Here is a 382-nt window from a genome sequence, read left to right as displayed (position 1 = left end):
GTTGTTCACCATCTTCTTTCAAAGACTGCTTCATATCCTTGCCTGAGGCATCATTTTTTAAAAAATACTCCGTGGCAGCTAGGTGTTGACAGTAGCCCTTACTTTGAAATAACTGGCAACTACACTGTAAATCGCTATCTGCATCGCCGTAAGTAAAGCGTTCACCAGCAATATCCAGCACCATCTTTCCATTCTCACTATGAAGAACAGTCAGTTTTCCAGCCTCGTACAAATCAATTCCTTCTTGGCGAATCCGCCCTGGCATCATGCGACCCATTCTAACTCCTTTATCCTTCAACCAATCATCAGCTCTTCTGTAAAATATATCTAAAATATTATCTTTTCATTATAGCATATTTTCAATTTGAATTGTTTAAATAGG

At 38.7% G+C, this 382-nt stretch carries 1 protein-coding gene; it reads right to left on the bottom strand.

Annotated features, from left to right (window positions below; all coding sequences use genetic code 11):
- Positions 1 to 277, bottom strand: a 277-nt coding sequence (locus C1E99_RS12200; protein WP_161951200.1) for an SWIM zinc finger family protein, incomplete at its 3' end; no start/stop codon positions are given.
- Positions 278 to 382 lie beyond the last annotated feature (105 nt).

The organism is Streptococcus suis, from assembly GCF_002964045.1.
GTDB lineage: Bacteria > Bacillota > Bacilli > Lactobacillales > Streptococcaceae > Streptococcus > Streptococcus suis_U.
The sequence above is the reverse complement of the archived record's forward strand: the minus strand, read 5'-3'. Positions and strand labels throughout refer to the sequence as shown.